Annotated in this window: 16 protein-coding genes and 3 pseudogenes; 13 read left to right on the plus strand and 6 right to left on the minus strand. The window is 53.8% G+C overall.

Annotated features, from left to right (window positions below):
* Positions 1-265: 265 nt before the first annotated feature.
* From AC0T7J_RS09970 to AC0T7J_RS10000, 7 genes and pseudogenes are all read left to right on the plus strand, one after another.
* Positions 266-406, plus strand: a pseudogene (locus AC0T7J_RS09970) (toxin C-terminal domain-containing protein); the annotation flags it as partial.
* A 3-nt stretch (positions 407-409) separates the two neighbouring features.
* A complete protein-coding gene (locus AC0T7J_RS09975) occupies positions 410-847 on the plus strand; it encodes a hypothetical protein (protein WP_473793804.1) in 438 nt (145 codons plus the stop codon).
* Positions 848-1209: 362 nt separating this feature from the next.
* Positions 1210-2388: pseudogene (locus tag AC0T7J_RS09980) on the plus strand (VENN motif pre-toxin domain-containing protein); the annotation flags it as partial.
* A complete protein-coding gene (locus AC0T7J_RS09985; RefSeq protein WP_473793805.1) occupies positions 2375-2929 on the plus strand; it encodes a hypothetical protein in 555 nt (184 codons plus the stop codon). The pseudogene AC0T7J_RS09980 and the gene AC0T7J_RS09985, both read left to right, overlap by 14 nt.
* A 179-nt stretch (positions 2930-3108) precedes the next feature.
* Positions 3109-3466: pseudogene (locus AC0T7J_RS09990) on the plus strand (VENN motif pre-toxin domain-containing protein); the annotation flags it as partial.
* A 582-nt stretch (positions 3467-4048) separates the two neighbouring features.
* Complete coding sequence (locus AC0T7J_RS09995; RefSeq protein WP_473793807.1) at positions 4049-4612, plus strand: Ail/Lom family outer membrane beta-barrel protein; 564 nt, start codon at positions 4049-4051, stop codon at positions 4610-4612.
* 478 nt (positions 4613-5090) lie between these two features.
* A complete protein-coding gene (locus AC0T7J_RS10000; protein WP_473793809.1) occupies positions 5091-5633 on the plus strand; it encodes a glycine zipper 2TM domain-containing protein in 543 nt (180 codons plus the stop codon).
* Positions 5634-5777: 144 nt separating this feature from the next.
* On the opposite strand, the gene mfd is transcribed toward AC0T7J_RS10000, so the two are convergent.
* Entirely contained in the window at positions 5778-9221 is a 3444-nt protein-coding gene (gene mfd, locus AC0T7J_RS10005; protein WP_052270916.1) for a transcription-repair coupling factor, read from the minus strand.
* A 223-nt stretch (positions 9222-9444) separates the two neighbouring features.
* Positions 9445-9654, minus strand: coding sequence for a hypothetical protein (locus AC0T7J_RS10010; RefSeq protein ID WP_473793811.1), 210 nt, complete (start codon positions 9652-9654; stop codon positions 9445-9447).
* 248 nt (positions 9655-9902) lie between these two features.
* Here AC0T7J_RS10010 and lolC point away from each other — a divergent pair, with 248 nt between their 5' ends.
* The 6 genes from lolC to pepT all read left to right on the plus strand — a co-directional run bounded on the left by lolC (position 9903) and on the right by pepT (position 15489).
* On the plus strand, positions 9903-11102 hold the full coding sequence (gene lolC / locus AC0T7J_RS10015) for a lipoprotein-releasing ABC transporter permease subunit LolC (protein WP_039392496.1): 1200 nt from the start codon (positions 9903-9905) through the stop codon (positions 11100-11102).
* A complete protein-coding gene (lolD, locus tag AC0T7J_RS10020) occupies positions 11095-11799 on the plus strand; it encodes a lipoprotein-releasing ABC transporter ATP-binding protein LolD (RefSeq protein WP_473793813.1) in 705 nt (234 codons plus the stop codon). The genes lolC and lolD overlap by 8 nt, the downstream gene beginning before the upstream one ends.
* The gene (gene lolE / locus AC0T7J_RS10025; protein WP_473793815.1) at positions 11799-13043 is read left to right on the plus strand and encodes a lipoprotein-releasing ABC transporter permease subunit LolE; all 1245 of its coding nucleotides are present in this window, start codon (positions 11799-11801) and stop codon (positions 13041-13043) included. Before lolD ends, lolE begins: the two co-directional genes overlap by 1 nt.
* A gap of 146 nt (positions 13044-13189) precedes the next feature.
* Positions 13190-14023 (plus strand): Sir2 family NAD+-dependent deacetylase, encoded by an 834-nt coding sequence (cobB, locus tag AC0T7J_RS10030; RefSeq protein ID WP_473793817.1) that lies wholly within the window; start codon positions 13190-13192, stop codon positions 14021-14023.
* A gap of 12 nt (positions 14024-14035) precedes the next feature.
* Positions 14036-14230 carry a hypothetical protein gene (locus AC0T7J_RS10035; protein WP_473793819.1) on the plus strand — a complete coding sequence of 65 codons (195 nt, stop codon included), beginning with the start codon at positions 14036-14038 and terminating at the stop codon, positions 14228-14230.
* 29 nt (positions 14231-14259) lie between these two features.
* Positions 14260-15489, plus strand: a complete 1230-nt coding sequence (gene pepT / locus AC0T7J_RS10040) for a peptidase T (RefSeq protein WP_473793821.1) — start codon at positions 14260-14262, stop codon at positions 15487-15489.
* Positions 15490-15569: 80 nt separating this feature from the next.
* Here the strand turns inward: pepT and AC0T7J_RS10045 are convergent, their stop codons facing one another.
* The 4 genes from AC0T7J_RS10045 to purB all read right to left on the minus strand — a co-directional run bounded on the left by AC0T7J_RS10045 (position 15570) and on the right by purB (position 20361).
* Complete coding sequence (locus tag AC0T7J_RS10045) at positions 15570-16697, minus strand: ribosomal protein uL16 3-hydroxylase (RefSeq protein ID WP_473793823.1); 1128 nt, start codon at positions 16695-16697, stop codon at positions 15570-15572.
* 57 nt (positions 16698-16754) lie between these two features.
* On the minus strand, positions 16755-18215 hold the full coding sequence (phoQ, locus tag AC0T7J_RS10050) for a two-component system sensor histidine kinase PhoQ (RefSeq protein WP_473793826.1): 1461 nt from the start codon (positions 18213-18215) through the stop codon (positions 16755-16757).
* A 2-nt stretch (positions 18216-18217) separates the two neighbouring features.
* Positions 18218-18886, minus strand: coding sequence for a two-component system response regulator PhoP (gene phoP / locus AC0T7J_RS10055; protein ID WP_010246270.1), 669 nt, complete (start codon positions 18884-18886; stop codon positions 18218-18220).
* A 104-nt stretch (positions 18887-18990) separates the two neighbouring features.
* Complete coding sequence (gene purB / locus AC0T7J_RS10060) at positions 18991-20361, minus strand: adenylosuccinate lyase (protein ID WP_473793828.1); 1371 nt, start codon at positions 20359-20361, stop codon at positions 18991-18993.
* Between the last annotated feature and the right edge of the window lie 12 nt (positions 20362-20373).

Raw genomic sequence — 20373 nt, forward strand, 5'->3', positions numbered from 1 at the left:
GCTGGTCAATCCGGCTCAGGATGAAAAGAAAGGAACGTCGCTGGTTACGCCGGATCAGACTGGTGAGCAGGGATCCAGCAATACTGGAAATACGGATGGTATGCCGGATACGGGAGGCAATACCAAGGTTACACCGATTTCTGAGCAGAATAAGGATGATTTGGCTTATCTGGCCCTTAAAGGAAAAGAGGCTCAAGAAGCTGCTGGGAATTTAGGTTTTGACCGAAGAATTCCGGCACCTAAGGCTCCATTCAATTCTCATGGTCAACCTGTATTTTTTGATGGTAAAACATATATTACACCTGATGTCGACAGCCATAATGTTACCAATGGTTGGAAAATGTTTGACCGTAGAGGGAAACGTATGGGCACTTATGATAGCGATCTAAACAGGATTAAGGATTGACATATGTTTGGTATCTTCCCTGAAGATAAACCAGTGGATATTGAGGGCGAATGCGTCTTACCAGCATTAATAATTATTGATGAATTTTCAGAAATGATGAATATACCTCTATCTTACTGGAATATAAATGATTACAAAGACAATTGGCGATATTCTCTTGAAGAAGGCTTGGCAAATAAAAAGCATGCTGCTTTAGCTGTTTCTATGTATGAGCCTGCCAATACAAATTTTATATTTACTTGGGTATTATATTTTTCTGGAGATGTTGTTTTCGTTCAAAATAGCATTTTATTTTTAGATGAATGTCCAGAGTTCACTCCTGAAAATATAAATAGTTTTACTGAACCGCGAACAACGTATAATGAAGATGGCATGAAAATATCGGAATGGAATACCGATTTAAAAAGTGTTATTGGTTTTTATCATAGCCTTAAAGACTAAAAAAGATCCCGACCACCAAGCCTAATGCTGGTCAGTTAAGGAAATGAGGCCCGATAATTCGGGCCTTCAATGAAGTTAAGTAGGGTTGAAACCCTAACTCCTTCGTTTTCCTTCTAAGCAAGACTGTTGAGAATAATGCGCTGGGTGATGGGTGGAACAATATACTGCCATCAGGAGCGATAGATTACGGTCAGTCGGTCACCTCTTATGCGTAATATGCCCAAGATAAGAAACTGCCACCGTAACTGGTCCAGGCCGATCTGGCCCGGATGGTGAAAGGTGACTTACCGGTAAGTGCCAATTTCATTAAAGCGATCCTGGAAAATAACCCCGGTTCAGATACGGTAATCCTGGCGTAGCAGATACATACGCTGACGACCACGAAAGGCCCGGACGGCAAAGAGGTGGTGAACGTTCAGGCAAACCTGATTGCGCACGCGGTAGTGGGCGCGGTGACGTCATACGCGTCGGGTAATCCTGCACTTGCGGGTGCTTCTGGCGCGGCGATGGGCGAATATATTGCGCAGCAGATGCATCCGGGAGTTAAGCGCGAAGACCTGAGTGAGGAGCAGCGGCAGACCATCAGCGCGCTGGGGACGCTGGCGGCGGGCCTTGCGGGCGGCGTGGCCGGAGACAGCACGGGCGGTGCGGTGGCGGGCGCGCAGGCGGGTAAAAATGCGGTTGAGAATAATGCGCTGCATGCACCAGATGAAAAGAAGCGTCAGGATGCGAAGTGGTCGTTACCGTATCTGGAAGGAGAAAAGAAACAGCAGGCAGAACAGTTAATCAGTGACCTGGATGCGAAAGATAAGGCATTCGATGTAGCGTTAGACTCAGCCTGTAAAGGACTGTCTTCAGCAGCCTGCCAGGGTATGAGGCAGGAACTGGCGGCAATGGGTAAAAGTTATAGCGAGCAACTTGATGGTCAGTACATCGGCAATATGGGAAGTGTCTATAAGGAAGGTAAAGGCCAGGTCGATGCACTGATATGGCAGTATGCTACGGCGGATGCGAAAGCAGAGCGTGATGCTAACGTCAACCGCATTGCTGAAAACTGGGGTGTGAGTAAAGAAACCGCGGACGGCCTTTATACCACAATGGCTGGTGTTCATACTGCTGCAGCGATTGGTGGTGCTCTGTGGGGATTGAAAGGTCCAGGCACCGTAACTGTTTATCGTGTAGAGGGAACACCAAATACACGTGTTGTGATAGGAGACAACGGACAGGTTAGTATTACTGGCAATACAACGCTATATTTGAATTTTGGTGAAAAAGCCAGGGCGCTAGAGTTTTTCGAAAAACGTGGCTCTCAGAATATGGATGGTGCAGCGATAAAAACGTTTGAGGTACCCCACACTGTTCTGGATGATTTAAGAAACACTGCTGTGAAAGAAAGTGTGGCTCGATTGCCAGAAAACAAAGGGAAGCCTGTTATTGCAGATCCAACTAAAGCTAAGGATCAATATGGTATAAGGCCAGAAAAGCTGGGAGAATTAAAAGACAAGATTATCCAGGGGACAGGAAGAAATGCAGGTAAGTGATGAAAGATTGCGTCAAATATTACTGGAGAGAAATAGGTTGCAAAACCCACCTCAGTCTACAGAAAAAGCTACTGGAGTTGGAATCGCCCGTTTCATCGTGTCATGCAATGATGTGTCTAAAGTATTAGGTTTAGCAAAAAATGTAATGATTATTATAAATAATTATTCCTCGCAAAACTGGCCTTCTCTTGAAGAATGGTCAGGTCTTCTTCCATCCCAGTTTGTTGATGGCTTTCTGCCAGATCTTTCTGAAGAAGAAAAAGAAAAGTGGAACGAAAGCTGGAGAAGGTTATCTTATGGGCAAAAGTTGATTGAAGCTTCCACCGATAATGAATGGACATTAGCATCATGGTTATCCTGGCTTGAGCCTGATGGGCGAGAGTGGTTTTGGTGGAATGCAGTGTTGTTTGACGCACCTTTAAGTAATAGCCACTTCATAATTGAGGTGACAACGCTTGACTTCTCTTTTATGTCTGGCGCTTTGAAGTGGTTATTTAAGGCCTGTGGAGCTTTAGATGTGATTTCAGAAGATGATTTATAACTTTTAATTCATGTCAAGGTTCCGTTTTTTTTATAAATAGTTGCTCTTAATATACATTTGCCTGTAACTTATTGATATTATTTAATCATCGTTGATGCAATAGATGAGAATTTTTTGGAATACCTCCGGGTGGCAAAGGTGCTCCCTGTTGCTGCCTTACAAAGACTTGTTACTTAGTTAACAGCGATTGCTACAACAGCAAGCAGCAGAACGCCAACGCGCGCGGCAGCTTCACCTTCGGCTCGATGACCGGCTCCGCGAGCGTCAACCTCAGCCAGGACAAGATGCACAGCAACTGGGAGAGCGTGGCCGAACAGACCGGCATTTTTGCCGGGAAGGGCGGCTTTGACGTTAAGGCGGGCGGGCACACCCGGCTGAACGACGCGGTCATCAGTTCCACCACCACCGCCGATAAGAACTTCTCGACACCGACACGCTGTGCTTCAGCAACATTGAGAATCACGCGGACTACAAACCGAGCACCAGAGCGTGGGCATGAGCACCGGTTGCAGTATTGGCAGTCAGCTTGAAAATAACGCTTTTTGGGAAAATACAGCTGTTATCTTTCCGAATATTTTCATTGTATTCAGGAAGGGGTAAATAGAACTGTAACTTAGTCTTTTAAAGAATTGGGAACATTTCAGGCAAGTTAATAATCTGCGTTAATGGATTGTATAAGGCAGGATAATTTTCTGGATGTGGGCGCAATAATGGTTTTCAGGGATTTTTGCTTTTTTATGGCAACCCGGTCTTGATACCTATAATTCTTTTTGGTCTAATAATGCCATTAAGAATTGATTGATAACTAACCGCCAGGATGAATCTTGTGGTTAAATTCTTTACTTAACCTAAATTAAATGGCCGAAGTGCCATTTAATAATGGCTGGAGTTTAAGTTTTACATTGACTCAGGCCAGCCAGTTTTAAAAAAATCCGGGTATGAATAGATGCTCTCCGACCGATCTGAACATCAGGCGCGGAGCGCTACATGAAATTCCTGTCCGATACAGACGGATTGATAAAAACTCTATCCTGTCCGTCGGGTATTGGTGATTCAGGGAACGAAGTCCTGCGTTAAGCGCAGGGAAATAATGTTAAATTATGAAAAGGAATTAATTACATGACCTCTAAAATGACAACGCTGGCATTACTGTGTGGCGGTCTGCTCGTGGGCAGCAATGCGCTGGCTGATAATCACACCGTCTCGGTTGGATATGCACAAAGCAAAGTTGAAGATTTTAAAAACATCCGTGGCGTCAACGTTCAGTATCGCTATGAATGGGAGTCTCCTCTCAGTGTGATTGGCTCATTCAGCTACATGAAAGGCGATGAAAGTTTTTCTGAACGAGAAGATTTTTATGGCGATGTCAGCGGATATGATGGAAAAACCAAAGTGAAATATTACTCACTGATGGCAGGTCCGGCATATCGCATCAATGACTACGTCAGCTTCTATGGATTAATTGGTGTTGCCCATACCAAAGTGGATGAGAACGTGACTTATCCCGGAATCTATTCCGAAGAATACAGCGAAAATAAAACCTCTTTCGCCTATGGCGCTGGCGTTGTCGTGAATCCTGTCAGCAACCTCTCTGTGAGTGTTGGCTATGAAGGTACTCGCGTAAAATATAACGAAGATGTTGCCATTAATGGTTTTAACATTGCTGTAGGTTATCGGTTTTAAGCCGTTGAGATGCTCAAGCATTCCGGTTAACTGACCGGAATGCTTAGCTTGCCAATCCCGACAACAAAAAATCGCGAACTCCCCGTACCCCCCTACCTACAGTAACAACCGCATACGTGGCGCATGCTCCCCGATGCCGCAAATGTGGTAAGCAAACGGGGCAAGCCCGATCATAAGCCTGTCGCACCTCAGTTGCTGAAATGCATTGTGGCGGCAACTATCTGACTGTTTTTTAAGTTTTTATCTTCTTTGTAGCCGGGTTATCGCTGCTGCTTTTCCAGCCTCAGAACTCTCCTAAAAACTGGTCCTGATAGCAAAGTGACCAATTTCCTCCATTTATCTGATGTTGCATTTTCGGTCCATCTGTAAAACTTCATCTCAACAAACACGGCGCGTCGCGCACGCCGGTTATACCTCAGTTAACGAGGATGCTTTAGCAGCAGGATTGCGCGGTAACACTTTTCAGGAGGAACTTCCTGTGAATAAATCAATGTTAGCGGGTATCGGTATTGGTGTGGCAGCAGCTCTGGGTGTTGCAGCCGTAGCAGGCATGAACGTGTTTGATCGCAGTCCTCAATATGCTCAGGTACTGTCTGCAACGCCAATCAAAGAGAGCATTAAACAGCCTCGTCAGGAGTGCCGTAATGTCACTCTGACTCACCGTCGGGCCGTGCAGGATGAAAACCGTCTTGCCGGGTCTGTATTAGGTGCAGTGGCAGGTGGAGTGCTGGGTCACCAGTTTGGTGGCGGTCGCGGCAGAGATGTGGCGACAGTAGCAGGTGCGGTAGCGGGGGGTTATGCCGGTAATCAGGTCCAGGGCGGACTGCAGGATCGGGATACCTACACCACAACCGAACAGCGCTGCAAAACTGTTTATGATAAACAAGAGAAAAAACTGGGATATGACGTGACCTATAAAATAGGCGATCAGCAGGGTAAAATCCGTATGGAAAATGACCCCGGCACGCGTATTCCACTGGATCGCAATGGTCAGCTGGTTCTCAACGGCGATCAGGCGTAATTGGGCAAAGCTTTGCCGCTCACGCGGCCACACAGCACAACGTAATACAGCAGTAATGAAAAAGGCGCATCTCAGGATGCGCCTTTTTTTGCGGCAAACTAACCGGCGCTTTACCGGTTAGCTCAGCAACGCACGGGCAGGGTGTTACGCCTGCCGTTGAGCCAGTTGCGAAACGAATCCCTGCACCCACTCAAGTCGTACCTTTCTTTCCGATAGCTCACGGGTAAACCGCAGTCGCGTCGGCCCATCCAGCTTCCACTGCTGAGGCTCTTTCTGCAGCAGGCCTATCAGCCATGCCGGATCCACATTGTTCTTCGGCGCAAAATCGAAATAACCGCCTTTGTCGCTGGCTTCGATCTTACGCAGACCGACAGCGCGGGCTTTCAGCCGGATAATCGCCACATCCAGCAGGTTACGCGCCGGATCGGGCAGCAGGCCAAAGCGATCGATCATCTCAACCTTCAGCTCCTGCAGCTCCTCTTCAGCCTCTGCGCTGGCGATGCGTTTATAGAGTGAAAGACGGGTACTGACATCCGGGATAAAGGTCTCGGGCAGCAGGGCGGGCATCCGCAGCTCCACCTCGGTCTGGTTGCTGGTGAGATCTTCCAGTGACGGCTCGCGACCCGCTTTCAGCGCATCGACCGCATTCTCCAGCAGCTCCATATAAAGCGTGAAGCCCAGCGTCTCCATCTGCCCGCTCTGCTCATCACCCAGCAGTTCGCCGGCACCGCGAATCTCCAGGTCGTGCGTTGCCAGCGCAAAACCGGCTCCCAGATCTTCCAGTGAAGCGATCGCCTCCAGCCGTTTATGCGCATCGGCGGTCATCGACTTCGGATGCGGCGTTAACAGCCAGGCATAAGCCTGATGATGCGAACGCCCGACGCGACCACGCAGCTGATGCAACTGCGCCAGGCCAAAGTGATCGGCCCGCTCGATGATGATGGTATTGGCGGTCGGAATGTCGATACCGGTTTCGATAATGGTGGTACAGACCAGCACGTTGAAACGCTGATGGTGGAAATCGTTCATCACCCGTTCCAGATCACGCTCACGCATCTGACCATGGCCAATCGCGACACGCGCTTCCGGCACCAGTTCGCTGAGACGCTGCGCCGCTTTCTCGATATTTTCTACGTCGTTGTAGAGGTAGTAGACCTGTCCGCCACGCAGAACCTCACGCAGGATCGCTTCGCGGATCACCAGATCGTCAAATTCACGGACAAAGGTTTTCACCGCTAAACGGCGGGCAGGCGGCGTGGCGATGATCGAGAGATCGCGCATGCCGCTCATGGCCATATTCAGGGTGCGAGGGATTGGTGTTGCGGTCAGCGTCAGAATGTCCACATCGGCGCGCATCGCCTTGATGCGCTCTTTGTGACGCACGCCGAAACGGTGCTCTTCATCGACAATCAGCAGACCGAGATCGTGCCATTTGAGATCGCTCATCAGCAGCTTATGGGTGCCGATTAAGATGTCGATCTTGCCATCGCTGGCCTGTTCCAGCACCTGCGCCTGCTCTTTGGCAGTACGGAAACGGGAAAGCATCTCAATGCGAACCGGCCAGTTGGCGAAGCGATCGCGGAAGTTATCGTAATGCTGCTGTGCCAGCAGGGTGGTCGGCACCAGCACGGCCACCTGTTTATGGTTCTCAATCGCCAGAAACGCCGCGCGCATGGCCACTTCGGTTTTACCGAAACCAACGTCACCGCACACCAGACGATCCATCGCCAGCGGCTCGCACATATCACTCAGCACCGCGTTGATCGCCTGCGCCTGGTCCGGGGTGGTTTCAAACGGGAAGCTTTCGCAGAACAGCTGATACTGCTCGCGATTATGCTTAAAGGCAAAGCCGGTTTTGGCGGCGCGCTGAGCATAAATATCCAGCAGTTCAGCCGCCACATCACGCACTTTCTCAGCCGCTTTCTGCCGTGCGCGCGACCAGGCATCGCTGCCCAGTTTGTGCAGGGGTGCATTATCGTCAGCACCGCCCGCGTAGCGGCTGATCAGGTGCAGCGATGAGACCGGCACATAAAGTTTGGCGTCGTTGGCGTAAGAGAGCATCAGGTATTCCGCCTCAATGCCGCCGGCTTCCAGCGTGGTGAGGCCGATATAACGACCCACACCGTGTTCCAGATGCACCACCGGCTGGCCAGGATGCAGCTCCGCCAGGTTACGGATCAGAATGTCCGGATTGATAGTGCGACGGGTATCCTGACGGCGACGGCTGACGCGTTCGCCCAGCAAATCGCTTTCGCAAATCAGCGCCCGGTTGCCCTGGGTATCAATAAAACCGCGCTCGCTGGCGCCGATCATCAGTCGGAAACGCTCTTCGCCGGTCTCATCGAAACGGTGCACCGGCTGAGGACGCAGTTTAATCCGGGCCAGCAGATCCTGCAGGCTCTCACGGCGGCCTTCACTTTCCACCGAGAAGACCACGGTGCCGCTGAAGGTCTCAATAAACTGACGCAGATGATCGAGCGGCGCTTTAGCCTGCGCCTGAACGGTCAGATCAGGCAGCGGGGTATAACCGAGGTTGGTATTCGCGGCTTTGGCGGGCAGCACCTCATTGGTCATCTGGATGCGCGGCCAGGCTTTCAGCTCTCCCATTAATGCATCCGGACGCAGCCACAGGGTGACCGGCTCCAGCAGTGGACGCATCGGATCAACGCGGCGGTTTTCATAACGCGCCTCGGCATCCTGCCAGAAGCGGCTGGCGCTGCCTTCAAGATCGCCACAGTTCACAATCAGGGTATTGTCGGGCAGATAGCTGAACAGGCTGGGTAACGGCTGCTCAAAAAACAACGGCTGCCAGTATTCGATGCCCGCTGGCAGCGTGCCTTTGCTGACCTGCTGATAGACATGCTCCGACTCACGGCGTACATCAAATGTTTCGCGCCAGCGGCTGCGGAACAGCTCGATGGCGGCTTTGTCGCTGGGAAACTCATGCGCAGGCAGCAGGTTAATTTCGGGGACCGCTTCCAGCGTGCGCTGACTGTCGACATCGAACAGGCGTAGGCTGTCGATCTCATCATCGAAAAAATCGATGCGGTAGGGCTGATCGCTGCCCATCGGGAACAGGTCGAGCAGGGCGCCGCGCGTGGCGTATTCACCGTGCTCCATCACCTGATCGACATGTCGGTAACCTGCCTGCTCAAGCTGGTCGCGCAGCCGGTCGCGTGACAGTTTTTGTCCCTGCTTCATCACCAGCGCATGGCCGTGCAGGAAACTGTGCGGGCAGACGCGTTGCATCAGGGTGTTGACCGGCATGATCAGCATACCGCGCTGCATCACCGGCAACTGGTAGAGGGTGGACAGGCGGGCGGAGATAATATCCTGATGCGGCGAAAAACTGTCGTAGGGCAGCGTTTCCCAGTCGGCAAGGTGCGCCACCGGCAGATCGGTAAACTGGCGGATTTCATCCAGCAGACGCAGAGCGGTCTGGGTATCGGGTGTAATCATTAACACCGGACCAGCATGTCGTTCGGTAATGCTGGCACACTCCACCGCGTGCGCCGCGCCGATGAGCTGGCCGAGCTGACGGTGATCGCCGGATTTAACGGGCAGGGTATAACGAGTCTGTTCGGGCATGGGATCTCGGGGTTGCTCCATTTTTCCAGGACGTAATCATTCCATATTATGTCAGGGGGATCATCTCTGCGGCACAATTTTCCTGCCGCGCCGCGCTGAACCAGGGGATCGGTCAGCCATTATCGGGTCGGTAATCGTGCGGATAAAGAGAGGATAGACGGAGTCTGGCAAGAGATCAGAAAAAACCGCCGTCGCCATGCAGCGACGGGGTTAAACGGACATTTTATTTTATGGATTGCTGTGTGTAATGCATGCGTGGGCGGTCGATATTGGCCCAGGATAACTCCTGCTCAGGATGATAGCTGAGGTTACCGTCGTCCCACTTTACGTAGTAGCCAGCTGGTGCGTTTCCCTGCTCAAAGACGTTGATGATTTCGCCTCTGATCTCCCCGGATTTATGTTTAACGATGCTGCCTTTGAGAAATTTCAACATGGTCGCTACCTCATACTGCCCGGCGATAAATCACCCGTTATCATGGTACTGATTGTAGTCTACCCCCCTGAGCGCTGAATAATCAGCCAATAAGCGGCGGGTTTATCGGCTATTCCACGGCTTTGGCGCGGGATGTGACGCATCCGGATGCAACTTTGCTGCCGACTCAGAGGGTTAGAGGTTTCATAAAGCCAGCCGCTCCTTTATCATCCCACTACCTATTTTCAGGCAACGGCTTACTGGATTCCATGTATCAACCTGTCGCGCTATTTATCGGTCTGCGTTATATGCGCGGACGAGCATCGGATCGCTTCGGTCGCTTTGTCTCCTGGCTCTCAACGATTGGCATTACGCTCGGCGTGCTGGCGATGGTCACCGTGTTATCGGTGATGAACGGTTTTGAGCGTGAACTCGAAGGCAATATTCTTGGCCTGATGCCTCAGGCGCTGATCACCAGCGACAAAGGCAGTCTCAATCCACAACAGCAACCCGCCACCTCCCTGAATCTGCAGGGTGTCAGCCGTATCGCGCCGCTGACCACCGCCAATGTGGTGCTGCAAAGCCCGCACAGCGTCTCCGTTGGCGTGATGCTGGGCATTGAGCCGGATGAAAAAGATCCGCTGACGCCTTTCCTGGTCAATACCCGGCAGAGCGTGCTGCAGGCCGGGCAGTACAACGTCATCCTCGGCGAGCAGCTGGCATCCCAGCTTGGCGTAAAACGTGGTGATCAGCTGCGTCTGATGGTGCCGTCGGTCAGCCAGTTCACCCCGATGGGACGTGTGCCAAGTCAGCGTCTGTTTACCGTAGCGGGCACCTATGCCGCCAACAGCGAAGTCGATGGTTATCAGATTCTGGTTAATCTTCAGGATGCGTCGCGCGTGATGCGCTATCCGGCCGGTAACATTACCGGCTGGCGACTGTGGCTGGATAAACCGCTGTCGGTCGACAGTCTGAGTCAGCAGACACTGCCTGCGGGCCTGGTCTGGAAAGACTGGCGTGAGCGCAAAGGCGATCTCTTCCAGGCAGTGCGTATGGAGAAGAACATGATGGGCCTGTTGCTGAGCCTGATCATCGCCGTGGCTGCCTTTAACATCATTACTTCGTTAGGCCTGCTGATCATGGAGAAGCAGGGCGAAGTGGCGATCCTGCAAACCCAGGGCCTGACGCGCCGGCAGATTGTGGCGGTCTTCATGGTGCAGGGAGCCAGCGCCGGGATTATTGGCACGCTGCTCGGCACGCTGCTCGGTGTCTTGCTGGCCAGCCAGCTCAACAACTTAATGCCGGTGATTGGCCTGTTCCTTGATGGTGCCGCATTGCCGGTTGATATTAATGTGTGGCAGGTGGTCACCATCGCCCTCAGCGCCATGATTGTGGCGCTGTTGTCTACGCTCTATCCTTCGTGGCGCGCTGCCGCCGTTCAACCTGCTGAGGCTTTACGTTATGAGTAACACTCCTTTGTTGCAGTGCCGCGACCTGTGCAAACGCTATCAGGAAGGCAGCGTGCAGACCGATGTGCTGCGCAATGTGGCTTTCAGCCTTCAGCCCGGTGAACTGACAGCGATTGTCGGCAGCTCCGGTTCCGGTAAAAGTACGCTGCTGCATCTGCTCGGCGGCCTGGATGCACCGACATCGGGCGACGTGGTGTTTGATGGCCAGTCACTGAATGCGATGTCCTCGTCGGCCAAAGCGGAGCTGCGTAACCGCGAGCTGGGCTTTATCTATCAGTTCCACCATCTGCTGCCGGACTTCAGCGCACTGGAGAACGTGGCGATGCCGCTGCTGATTGGCAAAACGGCTAAAACGGAAGCACAGGATCGCGCCCGTGAGATGCTGGCCGCGGTCGGGCTGGACCATCGCGCCGCCCACCGGCCTTCTGAACTGTCAGGCGGCGAACGCCAGCGCGTGGCCATTGCCCGAGCGCTGGTGAACCGTCCACGGCTGGTGATGGCGGATGAGCCAACCGGTAACCTGGATGCGCGCAACGCCGACGCCATTTTTGAATTACTGGGCGAACTGAATGTCCGTCAGGGCACCGCGTTTCTGGTGGTGACTCACGATCTGACGCTGGCAAAACGGATGACGCGTCAGATGGAGATGCGTGATGGTCAGTTAAGCGATCAGCTCACCATGGCAGGAGCGCTGTAATGGGTTCGTCGTTATCCCTGTTGCTGGGCCTGCGTTTTAGCCGTGGCCGTCGTCGTGGCGGCATGGTGTCGCTGATTTCGGTGATCTCTACCATCGGTATTGCGCTGGGCGTGGCGGTGCTGATTATCGGTCTGAGCGCCATGAACGGTTTTGAGCGTGAGCTGAACAACCGCATTCTGGCGGTGGTGCCGCACGGCGAGATCGAGGCGGTCAATCAGCCGTTCCAGCACTGGCAATCGATGATTGCCCCGATTGAAAAGGTGCCCGGCATCGCGGCGGCGGCGCCTTATGTTAACTTCACCGGCCTGATTGAGAGCGGCGCCCGGCTGGAAGCGCTGCAGGTGAAGGGCGTTGATCCGGTACAGGAGCCGCGCCTCAGCGCCTTGCCACAGTTTGTGGCAGATAACGGCTGGTCCTCCTTTGCCGCCGGTAATCAGCAGATCATTCTGGGCGGCGGCATTGCTAAATCGCTGAATGTGAAACAGGGCGACTGGATCACCATCATGATCCCCAACAACGATGGTGATAACAAACTGCTTCAGCCAAAACGTATCCGGCTTCAGGTCAGCGGTATTCTGCAACTGAGCGGCATGCTCGATCACAGCCTGGCGCTGGTGCCACTCGCCGATGCGCAGCACTATCTGGAGATGGGTGACAGCGTGTCCGGCATCGCCCTGAAAATGACCGACCCGTTCCAGGCGGTCAAACTGGTGCGGGATGCCGGTGAAGCGACCCGCTCCTACGTCTACATCAAGAGCTGGATTGGCACCTACGGCTATATGTACCGCGACATTCAGATGATCCGCGCCATCATGTATCTGGCGATGGTGCTGGTGATTGGCGTCGCCTGCTTTAACATCGTCTCAACGCTGGTGATGGCGGTGAAGGATAAGAGCAGTGATATTGCGGTGCTCCGTACCCTCGGTGCTAAAGACCGGCTGATCCGCGCCATCTTTATCTGGTACGGTTTGCTGGCGGGCCTGCTGGGCAGCGTCAGCGGCGTGGTCGCGGGCGTGCTGGTATCGTTGAATCTGACCTCACTGGTGCGCGGGCTAGAGTCGATTACCGGTCATCATCTGCTGGCGGGTGATATCTACTTTATTGATTTCCTGCCGTCGGAACTGCACTGGATTGATGTGTTTTCAGTCCTGATTACCGCGATTCTGCTGAGCCTGCTGGCGAGCTGGTATCCCGCCAGACGTGCCAGCCGTATTGACCCGGCTCGGGTATTAAGCGGTCAGTGATAAAATGCGGCGCGAATCTTTTTCGCGCCGCATCTGTTTAAGACCTTTGCTGTTGGGCGCTGCCCTCAGCAACCGTTACTATCGGGTGATGTTAACCCGGAATCTGTTTATTGCGGCTCGCCGCAGCTGCTGTGCCAGGAGATTTTATGCGTACACCACGTCGCCGCATACGACTTGCCCGCCTGAAGAAAACCCGGAGAAAAGTGCATCAGCGCTTTCGCCAGCGCATTTTTGAGCGCGATCGTCAGGCCGAACTGGCCGCCCATCCTCAGCCGCATGTTGTCGTGCTGACCGGCGCAGGCATCTCAGCGGAGTCTGGCATCCGGACCTTCCGCGCGGCTGACGGTCTGTGGGAAGAACACCACGTTGACGATGTTGCGACGCCCGAAGGATTTCAACGCGATCCTGCGCTGGTGCAGCGCTTTTACAATGCGCGCCGCCAGCAATTGCAGGAGGCAGAGATTCAGCCTAACGCGGCCCATCTGGCGCTGGCGGAGCTGGAACAGGTATTAGGCGATAACTTTTTACTGGTCACGCAAAACATTGACAATCTGCATGAGCGAGCCGGAAACAGCCGGGTGCTGCATATGCACGGTGAGCTGCTAAAAGTGCGCTGTGTCACCAGCGGTCAGGTCATTGAGTGGACCGGTGATATCACACCGGACGATCGCTGCACCTGCTGTCAGTTTCCCTCGCCGCTGCGGCCGCACGTGGTGTGGTTTGGTGAGATGCCGCTGGGCATGGAGCAGATTTATCAGGCACTGGAACAGGCCGATTACTTTATCGCTATCGGCACATCAGGCCATGTCTATCCCGCTGCGGGTTTTGTCCATGAAGCCAAACTGCAGGGCGCGCATACTGTTGAGCTGAATCTGGAGCCGAGCCAGGTGGGCAACGAATTTGCCGAGCGGCATTACGGCCTGGCGAGCGAAGAGGTGCCGGAGTTCGTACATAAGCTGCTGCGCGCGCTTTATAAGTAAGCAGGGGCGGCTATGGCCGCCTCGCCGTTTTTTGCCCGTCATGCTGATTCCAGCCGCCCGGTGTTTATCAACATTGCGAGGTTTGCCGCAACAATCTCGTCATCAATCGCTTTTTTCGGGCTTATTGCTTTCCCAACGGTCATTGACAGCGCTAACCTGTCTGCAAATGATTTTACGCAACATTGTAACCGGCTGGTCTGTGAATAATACCGGATGGCAATTTTAAAGGATGGGATATGGAACAGTTACTTGAGCGCTTTTTAAGTTATGTGGCAGTAGAGACACAGGCTAAGCCGCAGGCGCGCCAGGTGCCCAGCAGTGAGGGGCAGTGGACGCTGGCGCGTCAGTTGCAGGAGGAATTGCTGGCACTGGGTTTTGTCGATGTCTCCTTAAGCGATCACTGCTGCGTCATGGGCACGCTGCCCGCCAATGTTGACTGGCCGACGCCAGTCATCGGTTTTATCTCTCACATGGATACCTCGCCAGACTTTACGGCGAAACATGTGAATCCGCAGATCATTGAAAATTATCGCGGCGGAGACATTGCGCTGGGTAACGGCAACGAAATTCTCTCACCGGTGATGTTCCCGGTGCTCCACAAGCTGATTGGGCATACGCTCATTACCACCGATGGCAAAACCCTGCTGGGCGCGGATGATAAAGCAGGTATCGCGGAGATCATGACGGCGATGGCGCAACTGGCTGCGAGCGATACGCCGCACGGCGCGATCCGCGTTGCCTTTACGCCCGATGAAGAGATTGGTCGCGGCACTTCTCACTTTGATGTGGAAGGCTTTGCCGCTGACTGGGCCTACACCATTGATGGCAGTGATTTAGGGGAGTTCGAATATGAGAACTTCAATGCTGCTTCGGCCACCGTCAAAATCGTTGGTAACAACGTGCACCCTGGCTCCGCCAAAGGGGTGATGGTCAATGCGCTGGATCTGGCAAACCAGTTTCATACCGCAGTCCCGGCCAGCGAAAAACCGCAATATACTGACGGCTACCAGGGCTTCTATCATCTGCATCAGATTAAAGGGAGCGTTGAACACGCCGAGATGCTCTATATCATTCGTGACTTCGAAACGGAGAGTTTTGAACAGCGTAAACAGACGCTGCTGCAGATTGCCGCAGAGATCAACAAAACCCTGCACCCGGACTGTTCGGTCACCGTCGAGATCACCAATAGCTATCGCAACATGCGTGAAAAAGTGGAGCCGTTCCCGCACATCATCGAACTGGCTTTACAGGCGATGCGTGACTGCGGCATTGAACCGGTAGTGAAACCGATTCGCGGCGGTACGGATGGATCGGCGTTGTCGTGGAAAGGGTTGCCTTGCCCGAACATCTTTACCGGTGGCTATAACTATCACGGCAAGCATGAGTTTGCTTCGCTGAATATCATGGCGAAATCGGTGGAAGTGATTGTGCGTCTGTCAGAACTGGCGGCGCAGAAGAAGAACTAAATCGCACGCAAAAAAAGGCTCTCTGCCAGCAGCGGCCAGAGAGCCTGATTCAACAGTAGCGCACGATTAAGCGCTGCGGATTATTCGTCGTCGCCGAAGAACCAGTAACCGGCATTCACCAGATCGGCAATCTGTGCCAGCACGGCCGGGTCATCCAGCGCATCGCCCAGATCGTTCAGTGTGATGCGATAGTGACGCGCCAGTACCGCCATCACGTCGGGACGTGAACACTCAACCCGCTCACCGTTGACATAAACCGCATCGCCAATCGTCAGGACACGCAGGCCACCTAACCGGCTCAGGGTATCGCCCTGTTGCAGCGCATCATAAATTTCATCGGGCTGATAAGGCGGTTCCGGCGGCGCGACATCGAGTTCGTGACGTGACTGGGAAATGAATTCGCCAAACCACTGAGCGAACTGCTCCGGCTGATTGACCACATCCAGCATCAACTGACGTACGCCGTCGATCTCCTGCGGCAGAATCTGCGACGGGCAATCACGTGCAGGCACATCCGGATCGCTGAAGCGCAGGCTGCCCAGCTCATTGGCCAGCGCGTAATCCGCAAAGCCGCTGATTAACTCGCGTCCGCTGGGGGCACGGAAACCCACGGAGTAGTTCAGGGCATTTTCCAGCGAGTAGCCTTCATGCGGGAACCCTGGCGGAATATAGAGAATATCACCCGGCTCCATCTCTTCATCGATGATGGCGTCGAATGGCTCAACCTGCAGCAGATCCGGGTGCGGGCAGTGCTGCTTCAGCGGCACCTTTTCACCGACGCGCCAGCGACGGCGACCGGCACCCTGAATAATAAAGACATCATACTGATCGAAATGGGGACCGACGCCGCCGCCAGGCACGGCAAACGACACCATCAGGTCATCAACACGCCAGTCAGGCAGGAAACGGAAAGGGCGCATCAGTGCGGCTGAGGGTTCATGCCAGTGATTCACCGCCTGTACCAGCAGCGACCAGTTGTTCTCACCCAGATGATCATAGCTCTCGAACGGGCCGTGGCTGACCTGCCATTTGCCATCCTGATGGCTGACCAGGCGGCTATCCACCTCGTTTTCCATCGCCAGACCGGCCAGTTCATCCGGTGAAAGAGGATCGACAAAGTTTTTAAAACCACGCTTCAGCACTACCGGGCGTTTCTGCCAGTAACGCTGAATAAAATCGGGCCAGTTAATATCGAGCTGATAGTCCATAAAAGGGTTCCGCTTAGGGCTGTAAATGCCAGCAAGTATAACAGCCCTGAGGGTTTTCTACTCGCGGCGATGTTCGACTTCCTGGCGCTGAAAGACCACTTCCATGCGTGTTCCGCCGAGTGCGCTGCTGGAGGCGATGACGTTGCCCTCATATTGTTCAAGAATATCGCGCACCACCGCCAGACCCAGTCCCTGACCGGGACGCAGGGTATCGGCACGCTGACCCCGGACAAACACTAAATCGCGCTTGCTCTCGGGAATGCCCGGACCATCATCGTCAATATAGAGATGGAGTGCATTTTCGCTCTGAAAAGCGCTGATCTCGATAAATTCCAGGCAGTACTTGCAGGCGTTATCGAGCACGTTGCCGAGCACTTCCATAAAGTCATTCTGGTCGCCAACAAAGGTCAGCTCCGGTGAGATATCCAGCGAAATCGCCACGCCTTTACGCTGATAGACTTTATTCAGGGCCGAGCAGAGCTTATCAAGCAGACCGGAAACGGAATGCAGATCGCGCTGCAACGGATTGTGATCGGCCTGCATACTGGCGCGATGCAGATAATAACCGACCTGCTGCGAGATACGACTAATCTGCTCCAGCATCACCGGCTCAGCCTGTTCCACCGTCAGCTCCTTGCCGTTGCGCAGCGAGCGCAGGGTGCTCTGCAACACGGCCAGCGGCGTTTTCAGGCTGTGGGTCAGGTCTGAAAGCGTGGTGCGATAGCGGGTATAGCGTTGCCGCTCATTGGTCAGCAACAGATTGAGGTTACGCACCAGGCTGCGCAGCTCCTGCGGCGGATTATCCGCCAGATTTTCGCGCTGACTGGTCTCCAGTTCGCGCACCTGCTGTGTCAGCGCGCCAATCGGCCGCAGACTCCAGTGCGCCGCCAGCCACAGCAACGGAATAATCAGTATCAGGTTGGCCGCCAGCACATAGCTGAACCATGACCAGACCACATCAGAGTGCTGCAACTCCTGCGGGATAGAGTCGACCACCACAATGGTGAGCGCGGGCAGATTCGTGGTGGCATCGTAACGATTAACGGCGACCGAATGGGTAAAGGTATCGTTGCTGTCATTGTCCCAGTCGTTGAGTCGTTGCTGAGCATTCAGGTTATTGCCCATCGCCACCATGCTGGTACGGTTGCTGGTATCAATCTCATAGAAGTCAGGCTTCAGCAGCCATTCACGGCGGATCTTTTTGCGGATCTCCGGCACGTCGCGCTGCTGCCACAGCAATTTGCCGCGCTCATCGTAAATAAACACCAGCGTCGGGAAGTTGAGCGTCATCCGTTCCGGCTGGGCGATAGTGAGTTTGTTGTCATGCCATTGCGCCAGCGTAAAGAACAGGTTGCTCTCGCCGCGCATCACGCGGTAGGTGTTTTTATCGAAACTCACCACATAGCCAATCACCGCGACCATGCCGTAGGAGAGTGAGAGGAAGAGGACTATCGCTGCGGAGGCCAGAAGAAAGCGGGCGCGCAGCGAAATAGGGCGATAACGATTAAACCAGGACATGGTCAGAGATCAAAGCGGTAACCCTGGCCACGCACCGTGGCGATAACGTCAGTGGGATGCAACGCCAGAATTTTTTTGCGCAGACGTCCCATAAGAACGTCGATGGTGTGGCTTTCGCGCAGTTCTGCGTCAGGATAGAGCTGCAGCATCAGCGAGTCTTTGCTTACCACTTTGCCCGCGTTACGGATCAGCGTTTCGACAATGGTGTACTCAAACGCAGTGAGCTTCACCGGCTGTTCATTGACCGTCAGTTCGCGGCGAGAGAGATCAACCTGAAACGGGGCCATATCGATAATTTGCGAGGCATGACCGCTGTTACGACGCATCAGCGCCTGCAGGCGTGCCGCGACTTCTTCTATGTGAAACGGCTTGGTAACGTAGTCATCCGCACCGGCTTCCAGCGCCTCAACTTTGGCCTGCCAGCCTTCGCGGGCGGTCAGCACCAGAATCGGCTGGCGCACGGCATCACTGCGCCAGCGGCGAATCAGAGACATCCCATCTTCATCCGGCAGGCCGAGATCCACCAGCGCGATATCGGGCAGATGTTCCCGAAGAAAATAGTCAGCTTCTTTGGCGTCTTCGGCGGCATCGACCTGATGGCCCATGTCACGTAACTGGACGGCGAGATGATGGCGCAGCAGGGCATTGTCTTCAACAACCAGAACACGCATAGGAATTCCTTACACTCTGTTTGAGTCAACCTGCAGAAAGTATACGCGAAGTGTATTAAACAAGATGTTAACGCAGACCGGACTGAGCCGGTCTGCGGCGGGCATTATTTCAGATCGTCAACCATCTGGATAGCGCGACCAATATAGTTTGCAGGCGTCATCTGCTTCAGACGCACTTTTTCCTCTTCCGGCAGCGCCAGGCTGTCGATAAAGGCCTGCATGCCGGCGGCATCGACGCGTTTACCGCGCGTCAGCTCCTTCAGTTTTTCATAAGGCTTCTCAATGCCGTAACGACGCATTACCGTCTGGATCGGTTCTGCCAGCACTTCCCAGTTGTGATCCAGTTCATCCAGCAGACGATCGCGGTTCACTTCCAGTTTCGAGATGCCTTTCAGCGTCGCCTGATAGGCGATCAGCGCATAACCGACGCCCACGCCGAGGTTACGCAGCACGGTGGAGTCGGTCAGATCGCGCTGCCAGCGTGAGACCGGCAGTTTGCTGGCCAGATGCTGCATTACCGCGTTCGCCAGGCCCAGATTGCCTTCAGAGTTTTCGAAGTCGATCGGGTTCACTTTGTGCGGCATGGTCGACGAGCCAATCTCGCCCGCAATGGTCTTCTGTTTGAAATGGTTCAGCGCCACATAACCCCAGATATCGCGATCGAAATCGATCAGGATGGTGTTAAAGCGGGCGATGCAGTCGAACATTTCGGCAATATAGTCGTGCGGCTCAATCTGGGTGGTGTAGGGGTTCCAGGTGATCCCCAGCGAGGTGACGAAGTTCTCGCTCAGCGCATGCCAGTCCACTTCGGGATAGGCGGCAATGTGAGCGTTGTAATTCCCTACAGCACCGTTGATTTTGCCCAGTACTTCAATCTGTTTCAGCTGACGTAACTGACGCTCCAGACGGTAAGCGACGTTCGCCATCTCTTTACCCATCGTCGACGGTGTAGCCGGCTGGCCGTGGGTGCGGGAGAGCAGCGGAATGTCACGATATTCGCTGGCAAGATCCTTCACAGCGGTAATCAGCTGCTGCCAGTAATGCAGGATCACGTCACGGCGGGCTGTTTCCAGCATCAGGGCGTGCGACAGGTTGTTGATATCTTCAGAGGTACAGGCGAAGTGGATAAATTCAGAAACGGCATGCAGGGCAGGAACGTCGGCAACTTTCTCTTTCAGGAAATACTCAACCGCTTTGACGTCGTGGTTGGTGGTGCGCTCAATAGTTTTGATGCGCGCGGCATCTTGTTCGGAAAAACCAGCGACAATCGCATCAAGGAAAGCGTTTGCGTCGGCATCAAATGCAGGAACTTCCTTGATCTCTGCGGTCGCGGCCAGTTTTTGTAACCAGCGAACTTCAACCTCAACGCGGAATTTCAGCAAACCGAATTCGCTGAAAATCGCACGCAGCGGGCTGACTTTATCGCCGTAACGACCATCGACAGGTGAGACGGCGGTCAGAGAGGATAATTCCATCAGTGCAACTCC

This window comes from Pantoea sp. E956-1 (assembly GCF_982223955.1).

Coding starts and splice junctions, on each gene's coding strand:
- AC0T7J_RS09975 (WP_473793804.1), top strand. CDS start 410: ATGTTTGGTATCTTCCCTGAAGATAAACCAGTGGATATTGAGGGCGAA.
- AC0T7J_RS09985 (WP_473793805.1), top strand. CDS start 2,375: ATGCAGGTAAGTGATGAAAGATTGCGTCAAATATTACTGGAGAGAAAT.
- AC0T7J_RS09995 (WP_473793807.1), top strand. CDS start 4,049: ATGACCTCTAAAATGACAACGCTGGCATTACTGTGTGGCGGTCTGCTC.
- mfd (WP_052270916.1), bottom strand. CDS start 9,221: ATGCCCGAACAGACTCGTTATACCCTGCCCGTTAAATCCGGCGATCAC.
- AC0T7J_RS10010 (WP_473793811.1), bottom strand. CDS start 9,654: ATGTTGAAATTTCTCAAAGGCAGCATCGTTAAACATAAATCCGGGGAG.
- lolC (WP_039392496.1), top strand. CDS start 9,903: ATGTATCAACCTGTCGCGCTATTTATCGGTCTGCGTTATATGCGCGGA.
- lolD (WP_473793813.1), top strand. CDS start 11,095: ATGAGTAACACTCCTTTGTTGCAGTGCCGCGACCTGTGCAAACGCTAT.
- lolE (WP_473793815.1), top strand. CDS start 11,799: ATGGGTTCGTCGTTATCCCTGTTGCTGGGCCTGCGTTTTAGCCGTGGC.
- cobB (WP_473793817.1), top strand. CDS start 13,190: ATGCGTACACCACGTCGCCGCATACGACTTGCCCGCCTGAAGAAAACC.
- AC0T7J_RS10035 (WP_473793819.1), top strand. CDS start 14,036: ATGGCCGCCTCGCCGTTTTTTGCCCGTCATGCTGATTCCAGCCGCCCG.
- pepT (WP_473793821.1), top strand. CDS start 14,260: ATGGAACAGTTACTTGAGCGCTTTTTAAGTTATGTGGCAGTAGAGACA.
- AC0T7J_RS10045 (WP_473793823.1), bottom strand. CDS start 16,697: ATGGACTATCAGCTCGATATTAACTGGCCCGATTTTATTCAGCGTTAC.
- phoQ (WP_473793826.1), bottom strand. CDS start 18,215: ATGTCCTGGTTTAATCGTTATCGCCCTATTTCGCTGCGCGCCCGCTTT.
- phoP (WP_010246270.1), bottom strand. CDS start 18,886: ATGCGTGTTCTGGTTGTTGAAGACAATGCCCTGCTGCGCCATCATCTC.
- purB (WP_473793828.1), bottom strand. CDS start 20,361: ATGGAATTATCCTCTCTGACCGCCGTCTCACCTGTCGATGGTCGTTAC.